This is a genomic window from Caproicibacter fermentans (assembly GCF_009746625.1).
Lineage (GTDB): Bacteria > Bacillota > Clostridia > Oscillospirales > Acutalibacteraceae > Caproicibacter > Caproicibacter fermentans.
In genome coordinates this window covers 20,797-31,683 of record NZ_VWXL01000074.1, presented here as the reverse complement: position 1 = coordinate 31,683, position 10,887 = coordinate 20,797, and the positions used below count along the sequence as shown (strand labels likewise).

The 10,887-nt window shown below is 45.5% G+C and carries 9 protein-coding genes; all 9 read right to left on the bottom strand.

Annotated features, from left to right (window positions below; translation table 11 throughout):
* Positions 1–193: 193 nt before the first annotated feature.
* The 9 genes from CAFE_RS12770 to CAFE_RS12730 all read right to left on the bottom strand — a co-directional run bounded on the left by CAFE_RS12770 (position 194) and on the right by CAFE_RS12730 (position 10,677).
* The gene (locus CAFE_RS12770) at positions 194–1,942 is read right to left on the bottom strand and encodes an ABC transporter ATP-binding protein (protein ID WP_156990881.1); all 1,749 of its coding nucleotides are present in this window, start codon (positions 1,940–1,942) and stop codon (positions 194–196) included.
* Positions 1,935–3,734, bottom strand: a complete 1,800-nt coding sequence (locus tag CAFE_RS12765; protein WP_330593991.1) for an ABC transporter ATP-binding protein — start codon at positions 3,732–3,734, stop codon at positions 1,935–1,937. Before CAFE_RS12765 ends, CAFE_RS12770 begins: the two co-directional genes overlap by 8 nt.
* Before the next feature lie 65 nt (positions 3,735–3,799).
* Positions 3,800–5,212: an ABC transporter ATP-binding protein gene (locus tag CAFE_RS12760; protein WP_066648084.1), complete on the bottom strand. Its 1,413-nt coding sequence runs from the start codon at positions 5,210–5,212 to the stop codon at positions 3,800–3,802.
* Entirely contained in the window at positions 5,209–5,916 is a 708-nt protein-coding gene (locus CAFE_RS12755) for an energy-coupling factor transporter transmembrane component T (protein WP_156990880.1), read from the bottom strand. Before CAFE_RS12755 ends, CAFE_RS12760 begins: the two co-directional genes overlap by 4 nt.
* Entirely contained in the window at positions 5,916–6,509 is a 594-nt protein-coding gene (locus CAFE_RS12750) for an MptD family putative ECF transporter S component (protein ID WP_066648093.1), read from the bottom strand. The genes CAFE_RS12755 and CAFE_RS12750 overlap by 1 nt, the downstream gene beginning before the upstream one ends.
* A gap of 161 nt (positions 6,510–6,670) precedes the next feature.
* On the bottom strand, positions 6,671–7,288 hold the full coding sequence (locus CAFE_RS12745) for a TetR/AcrR family transcriptional regulator (protein WP_207708887.1): 618 nt from the start codon (positions 7,286–7,288) through the stop codon (positions 6,671–6,673).
* 351 nt (positions 7,289–7,639) lie between these two features.
* A complete protein-coding gene (locus tag CAFE_RS12740) occupies positions 7,640–8,119 on the bottom strand; it encodes a PTS sugar transporter subunit IIA (protein WP_066648099.1) in 480 nt (159 codons plus the stop codon).
* Positions 8,120–8,335: 216 nt separating this feature from the next.
* Complete coding sequence (gene nagE, locus CAFE_RS12735; protein ID WP_156990878.1) at positions 8,336–9,796, bottom strand: N-acetylglucosamine-specific PTS transporter subunit IIBC; 1,461 nt, start codon at positions 9,794–9,796, stop codon at positions 8,336–8,338.
* Between the two features lie 53 nt (positions 9,797–9,849).
* Positions 9,850–10,677, bottom strand: coding sequence for a PRD domain-containing protein (locus CAFE_RS12730; RefSeq protein ID WP_166525139.1), 828 nt, complete (start codon positions 10,675–10,677; stop codon positions 9,850–9,852).
* Positions 10,678–10,887: the final 210 nt, after the last annotated feature.

The window sequence follows — 10,887 nt, the reverse complement described above, 5'->3', positions numbered from 1 at the left end:
ATGTGTATCATTCCACTCCTTAACATCCGGCCTACCTCCATGGCGTTTCTTTATGCCATGGTAGCCGTTATTCTTGAGTGGGTCAATTCCGCCGGCGATCTCGGTCAATTATACTCCGGCGATAACAGTATATGCCTATTATAGCATGTTTGACCCCAAGAATGACAGCGCCGTCACTGATAAAGCTCTCGGATCATGTGAATCTCCAGCCCTCAGAAGCCTGTCGAATGGATACAAACATCTGGTATACTCCATCTTGATTGATTAGTTCTTTATGCGTACCTTTCTGCACAATTTGACCATTGTCAACAACAAGAATTTGATCTGCATTTTCAATAGTAGCAAGGCGATGAGCAATTGTTATAATGGTTTTTCCATGAGTTAGGGATGATATGGCTGCCTGTATCTCATGCTCATTTTCCGGATCAACGCTGGCCGTGGCTTCATCCAGTATAATAATCGGTGCATTTTTTAACATGGCACGCGCGATGGAAATACGCTGTTTTTCACCACCTGACAAAGTTCCGCCGCCTTCTCCAATTACAGTATCATATCCATCTGGAAGCGAAGAAATAAAATCGTGGCATCTGGCAGACTTCGAAGCAGCAATAATTTCTGTCTCTGTTGCTCCCTGCTTTCCAAATTTGATATTATTCCGGATGGTGTCATGAAAGAGGTACACGTTCTGAAATACCATTGATATGTTTTTCAACAGGCTGTCGCAGGTCATTTGTCGTATATCGACTCCACCTATGGATATCGCTCCTTTTTGAGGATCATAAAATCTAGTCAGCAAGCTGCAAATTGTACTTTTCCCGCTGCCAGACGGGCCGACAATCGCAGTCACAGTGTTTTGCGGAATCGTAAAAGATATATCATGTAGGATTTCCCGTTCTCCATATCCGAAAGAAACATGGAGATAGTCCACATTATAATTCTTTAAAATAATATACTGCCCGTCAGAATCTATAAACCCCGCCTTTTCCAAATCGGATAATTTGTCCATGGCGGAATTGATGACCGGTAGGATATGAGCCGCTTCATTCATGGGTTCAACACTTCCGAAAATGGTAAATGAAAACATTGCGATCATAATAAATTCCGATAAGGACAAAGTTCCATTCAATGTTTGCCATGCGGTAACAAGAACAAGTGCTACAGCTGCGATTTTTAGCAAGAACAGATGCAGACAAGTCCACGGAACAAACCCGAATTCACTTTGAATCCGCAACTTCTTATTATCTTTGCAGGCTCGATGAAACCGCTCTGCCGATGCCCCTTGCTGCCCAAAGGACTTCACAATCGGCAACCCGCGCACATACTCAATAGAGGCACCTGATAAGTTTTCCTGCGCCTGGTGAGTAACTGTGGCAGTCCGGAAGCTCTCCTGACTGACGTGATGCAGGGCAAATGCCGAGAGCAAAATTCCAACTGCACAAATGAGCGCAGCAGGGGGTGAATAAATTGCGATACAGCAAACAATAGCAACTGCCTGAATATAGCCATTTACGACTGTATCAATCATCTTCATGCCCTGAAGCTCCAGCGTGGAAAGTTCAGTGGTAACTGCTGCCAATATGTCGCCTGAATGATGCTCTGCAAAATACCCTAACGAAACCCGTTTCAATATATCGCCAATATGAATACGCTGCTTTGCCGCCACTTCATATCCGATACTTTCCTGCAATTTATTTTTCCAATAGGAAAACAGAAACCGCAGAAAAACAAGGATTAAAACTGCTAAAAGACAGGTCCAAACAAGGTTTGTTTTTATTGTTTCCTGCCCATAGCTGTCTTTTATCACAAGATCCAGCGCCCATGCCGCCAGTATTACCGGCCCGGCAGTAAATCCCGCCGCCAAAAAGGAACATACAAAGCCTAGATATAACCGGGTCTTATACTCGCTTGCCCATTTCATAATGCGTCTAACCGTTTTAAACATATTCCGTCGCCTCTTTCTCTGAAAATATTGATTCCGAGGCTCCTACCGCCCAATTCTTTGCTCCTACATGAGCCTTCCACATGCTGCGGTATAACGAACAACGAGTTAACAGTTCCCGCTGTGTTCCTATGTCTACAATGTTACCTTTTTCAAGCACCACAATTTGATCCGCATTTTGAATGGTAGACAAGCGATGCGCAATGACCAGTAAGGTTTTATCTTTGGCAAGAGCCATAAGCGAGCGCTGTAATTTATCCTCGTTTTCGGGATCGGTAAATGCTGTAGCTTCGTCCAGAATAATGATTGGAGCGTTTTTTAAAATAGCACGGGCAATTGAAATACGCTGGCGCTCTCCGCCAGAAAGCAATTTACCTGCGTCACCGGCAGTAGTATCCCATCCCATATCCAAACGCGCTATAAATTCATCACACTGCGCCGCTTCAGCTGCCTTTTCAACCTCTGCGTCAGCAGCATTCGGCCGACCGAGTCGGATGTTCTCTTTTAAGGAACAATCAAATAAAAAGTTATCCTGTGAAACAAAACTGATCATTTCAGAGAGTTGTTTCAGCGGTATCTGCCGAATGTCTTTTCCTCCGATCTCAATAGAACCGCCGCTGACATCCCAAAATCGCGCAAGCAATTTGGCAATGGTAGACTTGCCCCCTCCGGATGGGCCAACCAGTGCGGTAAAACTTCCTTCCCGCAAATCTAAATTTATATTTTTTAAAATGGAATTGTTTTGATGCCCTGTATAAGAAAAACTTACATTTTTCATTTTGACATTTGTATTTTCGATAGCAACCCTTGCGGCTGACTCCGGAAGCTCTGCGAGATGGAGCATCTCATATGCATCCTTTACCGCAAAAGCCATACCTTTTATTTCTTCAATAAATTGCATCACTTTCAACATCGGCCCCACAATTCCTAATGCCAATAGAAAACACAAGGTTAATTCCTGTGGAGAGAGAGCTTCGTTTAAATAGAGTGCAATTCCAACCGGAAGGGTTCCAAGTAATGTCGTAGGCAAAATAGACAGACCCAAGTTCATTTCTTTCCATGTGCTTTGGAACCAAGCCATTGTAGAGTTCTTAAAAGAGTCTACTGCTCCGACAAACTTGCCGTAAGAATCTGTCGTCTGATTAAAGGTCTTGACAACTTCAATTCCCTCCACATACTCTACAATTACGCTATTGACTTTGTCGTTCGCAGCCATATAGTTGGCATATTGTTTATCATAGGACTTCATGCCAATCAAAATGGGAATCAAAGCCACCGGAATTGTGACAAGCGCTGCCAGTCCCATACGCCAATCCATTAAAAAAAGCGCAGCTATTACTGCAAGCGATAAAAGCACATTGGAAGAAAGCTCTGGAATCAAATGCGCTAATGGCGGTTCAATACTTTCCACCCGATCGACAATAATATTTTTAATATTTCCAATTGATCTGCTTTGCACAGCGCCTAACGGGGCACGCATCAATCGATCCGCAATTTTTTTACGGATACTTTCTAAAATAGTATAGGCATCTGTATGAGAAAGTGATGTTGAAATCCCATAGCATACGATCTTGACCAGATATCCGGCAATACAAAAACCACTCCATATCAGTACAGCGTGCCAATCGATATTTTTTTCAATGAACCGTTTTATAATTTGATAAATTCCCAAGTAGGGCGCAAGGCCTCCCGCTACACTGAGAACCGCACATAGCACGGATACACTCAGCTTTCCTTTACATTCAGATGCAAAGCCGAAAAGCACCTTCCACCAGGCTTTTTCTTTCTGTTTCACGATAATACCTCCAGAAAAAACCGACTAATGCCGTTAGCCGGCTTTTTTAAATGCGAAGCCTGTTTTTAAGAGACCTCGGTTATTTTCCCATCCGCAAGCCGGAGGATTCTTGAGCACGCCTCCTGAACCAATTCTTTATCATGTGTTATGATAAAAACAATTTTGCTTTCAGCCAGCTTTTTCATCATTCGGCTTACCACCAGCATATTCGTATAATCCAATCCGCTGGTTGGTTCATCAAACACGATAATGTCCCGATCCGATAGGAAGGCAACTGCAATGGCTAATCTTTGCATCTGACCTCCCGAAAGGGTCATGGGATGCTTGTCCATCAACCGATTTAAGTCAAGCTCCGTCAATATTTCTGTTATTTTATCATCAGACACGGTATGATTGAGAAGCTGGAATTCCTGTTTTACACTTTCCGCAAAAAGCTGATGCACCACATCCTGCATAATCATATAGCATAGACTGCGGCGTTGCTTATGGTTATAAGTCTTATTTTGATAGGTAACGGTTCCGCCTGATTCTTTTATTAGTCCGCATAAACAGCGCATAAAGGTGGATTTTCCAGCTCCATTTGTCCCTGTAACAGCAATAACATCTCCCTTCTCTGCAGAAAATGTTGCCCGGTGTACAACCGGTTCGTTTCTGTAACAACAGGTAAGGTCTGCAATCGTAAGAAGAGCCTCTGGGGGCTTTGGCTTCTTGTTTTGACAAACAGCCGTATCAATGGGGTAAAATGTTCTGAGTCCCAATTCACGCCTATGGGTATCTGGGATGTTTTTAAATTCCTCATTTGAATAAACAAACTCAATATTACCGTCCTTCAAATATACGGCTCGATCCAGCAGATCCATTAGATAGTACAATCTGTGCTCTGCTATGAGTATGGTCTTTCCCTGTTTCTTCAGCTTGAAAAGGATCTGACGAATACGCTCAATTCCCTGTTCATCAATATTTGCAGAGGGTTCATCGAAAACATAAATCTGTGGATTGGCCGCATAAACCGAAGCAACTGCCAAAGATTGTTTTTCCCCGCCGGAAAGTTCGAACACCCCTCTGTTCAGCAACCCTTCAATTTCAAGCTCCTGCGCCACTTTTCTGACTCTTGTTCTGATCCTGGCTGGATCAGCCCCCATATTCTCCAAACCAAAAGCCAGTTCGCTGTCCGTATCCAGATTAAAAAACTGCGTTTTGGGATTTTGAAAGATGGAGCCTACGTGTTCTGCAATCTGATAGGTTTTCAAATTACGGGTATCCTGCTCGGAAAGAAGCACCTTTCCGCTGTACTCACCTTCTGCGAAATGAGGAATTAATCCATTGATCAGCTTTGTCATCGTTGTTTTTCCGCAGCCGCTTTTTCCGCAGAGTAAGATAAACTCTCCGGGCTGTATGGCAAGTGTAACATGAGAAAGCTGTTCCTTTTTTTGCTGCTTATATGCAAAGGATACATCATCAATTTGGATTTGGATCATAGGTATCCCCCCTGGTATAGAAACATTTTTGCGATAGTCCACCCAAGCAGTCCGACTGAAGCCACCATCACAAGAATGTCAAGACCTCTCAGGCAAATGTCTATGGCGCAGGTCTTTGGAACCGGGTTATCAATCCCGCGTGCTGTGATTGCCTGACTTAATTCATCGGCGGTGTTCGATGCGGTGATCATGAGCGGCACGTATACGTATTCCAGTTTTTTTGCAATTCCTTTTACATCTCTCAATTTCATCGCATCGGAAATAATCTGCCGTTCTTCAGAAAGTGCCGGAAAATAACGAACGGTAATTGTCAGCGGGATAATTAAGGTTTGAGGAATGTGCAGTTTTTGCAGCGTAAACATCAACAAACGGATCGAAGTCGTCTGCACTAATATTCCCCCCGCTAAAAAGCATGGAAGAAGCTTGCGGAATGTAACGGCTACAATGTTAAAATTGGCGGCAATCATGTTTGGGAGAATTGGCAACAACCCATACTTAACGGCGCTTAACGCTATGTAGATGATTGCCCCTTTCAGCGCAGTTTTGGGGATGCCAAGCCCAACTGCAATCAGCATCAGTACCACCAAAATCGAAGCCTCTGCCAAATAACTGGTGTTGGTAAAAATAAAGGCGCTGACAGCAATGAGCAGAAGCATTTTTGTCCGCGGGTCGAAAGAGATAACCCCTTTTGGAATTGCGCCCATTAAATAATACCTGCCTTTTCGAAATGCTTTTTGAAGAGAACTTTGCCAATAAATCCTCCAATCAAACCGCCTACAAAAGCAGCCGCAGTAAATCCAAACAGGGAACCTGCTGAAATCATCTTTAGCATATTGGCAACGTAGGCGGGGTCCATACCCATTTTGATGATGGAATTAACATAACTATCTTGAAACAGCCACATAGGAAGCGGAGAACCGATAAATCCGGCAGCAAGGATTCCGCAAGATACCAAAGCACTCTCTGTGGTTTGATATCCTAATGCTCCGCGCGCAATTTCAGCGACAATGCCTGCAATTGCAAAGGATAAGATAATCGTCCATGTGCATTCCCCAATGGCAAAATAGATAATACCATTGATCAGCGCCACCAAAAGAGCGGTTCCCTTTTTGGGCACCTTTGCCACCAGCAGCATATAAATTGATCCGCATACCACACCGCATATTGCAGGCCATAAGAGCCAAATAATCGGTGAAGCCATGGAAGGTACCATGACGATAAATGAAAGAATCATGTAGATAGCTGAAAATACACCGATGTTTACCAAATCCTTTACCTTTAAATTTTTTTCTTCCATGTTAAGCTCTCCTTAAAAATATATTTTCCAACAGTTCTGATGCAGCCGCATAAAACCGGGTGGAATCGGTAAGTAAACAATTTTGGTTAGCGTTAGCTAACCGATAAAACAGAGAAAATCGGGTCTCAGCCCGATTTTTAAAATAAAAGAAGATTCAGTTTTTACGGATTCATAATTTTTTCCCAGCCGAAATTCATCGCATCAACCATTAAATCTATGAACGTAAGCGCTTTTTCATAAGAATAACCGTGCGTGATAATCTCAAACAGCGGGGTCAGTGCCGTACTGTACAAAATGTGAAGCTGTTCATCGTTGAATTTCCGAGTAGGTATTCCCTGTTGTTGTAATGCTTCAATCAAACGCTTTGCACCGCTTACTTCTAACATTACTAAATCGTGCCGGATTGTTTCATACTTTGTACCAGCAGAACGATTAAACATCAGCTGAAATTCATCAAAGTGATGATAAATATAGTCCAGCACTTCACGGTTGCCGCTATCGGAAGCCGTCCGAAACAAATCGAACTTCCGATTTGCAATCTGCTGGATAGCAATAGTTGTTAACTCCAAATCGCGCCTATAGTATTCCTTTAAAGTTGGTTCAACCAGTGCCTCAAACATCGCTTCCTTCGTGGGGAAATGCTTGTATAATCCTCCTGCTGTAATTCCAGCCTGAGCCGCAATTTTTCGCATAGATGCTTTCTCGAAGCCTTGCTCCAAAAATTCTCTCTTTGCGCTTGTCACAATCTTTTTATGTGTGTCTGTTTTATCACGCGGCATGGCGGACTCCATTAAAATAAGATTACAGTGTTCACTAATAATGTATCAGACTCAAACTTGATTGTCAAGTCTTATTCTTATTTTGCTGCTGGTTCGCAAACCCGCTCAACCCCCTCACTTTTTCCTTAAGAGAATGGGGGCTATTTTATACAGAACATTGTTCTGTACGGAAGGAGTGCATTATGACGCGAATTGTATAAGCGCCGGAGATACGGCGGCGGGAACTCACAAACACCCGCTGACTCTTAAAGCTGAGACAGCGGGTATTTTTTGTAAATACATTATCGCGCTTTATTTCGTCGGGACCGCTCCATTCGGATGTGCTGCACGGAAGCCGCAGCTTTCTTTTATCTATCCCTTATAAGTCATCACAACCGTTTCACCGGCGACCGCATCTCCGTATTTCATGGATAGATCCTTCATCCGATCCAAATTCGTGATAATGCAGGGGGAAACCGTGCTCAAACCCTTAGTTTTGATCAATTCCAGGTCCATCTCCATCAGCTCTTCCCCCGCAACCACATGTTGCCCCTCCCTGACACAACAGGTGAAGCCTTTGCCCTCCAGGCTGACGGTATCAATACCCAGGTGAATCAGAATCTCGGCGCCGTCGTCGCCCTCAAGACAAATCGCATGAAGAGAATGCGCAATTTGAACGATTGTCCCGGAAACGGGCGAAAGCACTTTTCCGCTGCTGGGAATCACCGCAACCCCGTCTCCAAGTACCTTATTTGAAAAAACACTGTCCGGCGCTTCGGTGATCGGGACGACCTTCCCACTGAGCGGAGCCATCATTTTAAGCTTTCTGAATCTTGTGCCGAATAATCCCATAGCCAACCTCCGAAAACAAAGATGAATCATTAATTTAATAAAAAATAAACAGCGTTATGAATGTTCATAAAACGATTCTGCATGTTCTAGAGAACCGGCGCGGCCCTTTCATCGGATACCTACGCCCGATTTTTATAGGGCCGAAAGCCGGTTTACAAAGTATGCCGCCAAAAGACTTTTCGCGCCTCAGGTTAAAAAGCAGCCGCGGATACCCCGTCAAAGCTGTTTTTTCATCGCGTCCACCAAAAGCTCCGCCTTTGTCCCCACAATGATCTGCGTCACCTGATTTCCCGCCTTCATAATGCCGGAGGCGCCCAGTACCTTGAAAGCCCGTTCATCCAGCTCCTTGTTGCTGTCCAAAACCAGCCGGATACGGGTAATGCAGGAACTGATCTCCTTGATATTTTTCGTGCCGCCAAGCAATTCTATGTACTGTCTGGCCACCTCGTCAAACCCGCTTTTATCGACGAGCTGCGAAAAGCTCGCAGATTCCTCGTCCTCCTCCCGGCCCGGCGTCTTCAGGTCAAACTTCCTGATGACAAACACAAACAGGAAGAAATAGACGACGGCAAAAACAAGGCCGATTGGAATGATGAGCAGCGGATTTTCCGCCTTGCCCCAGTTGATAATATAGTCGAACAGTCCGGCGGAAAACGTAAAGCTGTCGCGGATCCCGAACAGGTTGCAGACTACAAGGGAAAGGCCCGTCAGTACGGCATGGATGACAAACAGGCCCGGAGCGAGAAACATGAACATGAATTCGATCGGCTCCGTAATCCCGCAAAGGAATGCGGTAAACGCCACGGAGAAGAGAGCGCCGCCGACAACGGCCTTATTTTCCTTCTTAGCGCACACATACATGGCTAAAGCCGCGGCCGGAAGAGCAAACATCATAATCGGGAAAAATCCTGCAGTAAAGACACCTCCGTTAGGGTCGCCCGCGAAAAAGCGCCACAGGTCGCCCGACACGGCCTTTCCGGTCGTGGGATCCGTGTAGGTGCCGAAATTAAACCAGACCGCCGTGTTGATGATGTGATGAAGGCCGAACGGAAGCAGCAGACGGTTTAAAAAGCCGTAGAGAAACTCGCCGGCGCCGTGGCTGGTGGTCATCCATACGGCGGCGGCATCAAGGCCCTTCTGGATGTACGGCCAGACAAGGCCCAGCGGAACGCCGATCACAATGGAGCATCCCCCCGTGACAATCGGAACAAAACGGCGGCCGCCGAAGAACTGGAGCCAATCCGGCAGTTTTGTGCTCCTGAACTTATTATAGCACAAACCCGCGATCACGCCGGCGACAATCCCGCCGAAATGAGCCATGTTGATTTCGGTCAGCCCCTCCGGCCAGCCGTTCTGTGGCATAAAGAAAGTGCCGACCTGAAGCGCGTGGTTCACCGCCTGCGCCGACGCATTCAGAACATAGTACGCCACAGCTCCGGCCAAACCGGCCGCCCCGTTGTTGTCGACCGCCAACCCGACCGCGATGCCGATGGCGAATAAAAGCGGAAGATTGTCGAACAAAGCGCTGCCGGAATTCATGATCAGCGGGATGTTCAGCAAATCACTTTGGCCGAGCCGAAGCAGAATGCCCGCGATCGGCAGCGTCGCGATCGGCAGCATCAGAGCCTTTCCAAGCTTTTGCAGCGACGAAAGGATTCCGGAATGACTTTTTTCCATTTTTCTACCCCCAATAAATTAATACTATAGGAATCGGGATCTTCCCGAAATACCTACCATTGCACCATTCGGTGGATATCGACCGCCAGAAACGAAACGGAGTCTTCCCCAAGGCTGACCCCCAGATCCTTCTCCACCAGCCGGGCCACCCGGAGCGCTGTATTCCAGCATGGTTTCAGTTCGGACTTTACATGTATTTTCAGTTGCATAGAGGGCTCCTTTCCCTGAGAGGCGTTCCGAATCAGACCATTTAAGCTTAATAGAAAACTTTTAACCTCCTGAGACGAGCTGTCAAGCTCCCTGTGCATACAATTCGATATCAGAGTGAGAATTTCACTGTAGACCCTTGTGTTTTTCATTGCGGCGGCAATATGCTTATTGCTGCGTGCGGAATAGAGGTGAAGCGCGATAAAGCCGGTTTCCGCCTCGCCTATTTCAACCTGAAGGCGTTCCCGGATGATTCCTGCCGCAATCTGGGCAACATCGTATTCCTCCCGATACAGGATTGAAATTTCGCTGGTAAAGGGATTGTCGATGGGAAGATCCATCTGAAGACATTCGATCGCAAACGTGATGTGATCCAGAAGAGCCCCGTAAAGGTTTCCGTTCTCAATGTTCAGTCTTCTTTCGGCAATGTCAACAATTTCGCGGGTCACCTGCTCCACCCTGCTCTGTTCCCATGAAAACTGACTCAGCTTGCTCATATTACGTCTGCTGTCGAAAATATAAAAAACCTTTTGTTCTTCCCCTCCTTCCTCCAAGGCGTCACCCGCTTTTTTGCCAAACCCGATCCCCTTGCTCATCAGAACCATTTGCGCGCCCTTTACATCCTGCACCAATACCGAATTGTTGTTCAACACTTTCACCACACTAAAACCCACAAGCATTCCTCCAAACAGATCAGGTTCACAGCCGTTCATCGGCTTCTCGCATTTCGTTTCCGGTTACAGTGGCTTAGGAGTCCGATGGCAAAAAAAATCAGGCATGACAATCACAAATACCTTTCGGTACTTTCGTGAAAGTTCATGCCTGATCAGATGGATCAGTTACATACTTTTTATATTTAATTCTATTAAAAATAATAGACGATT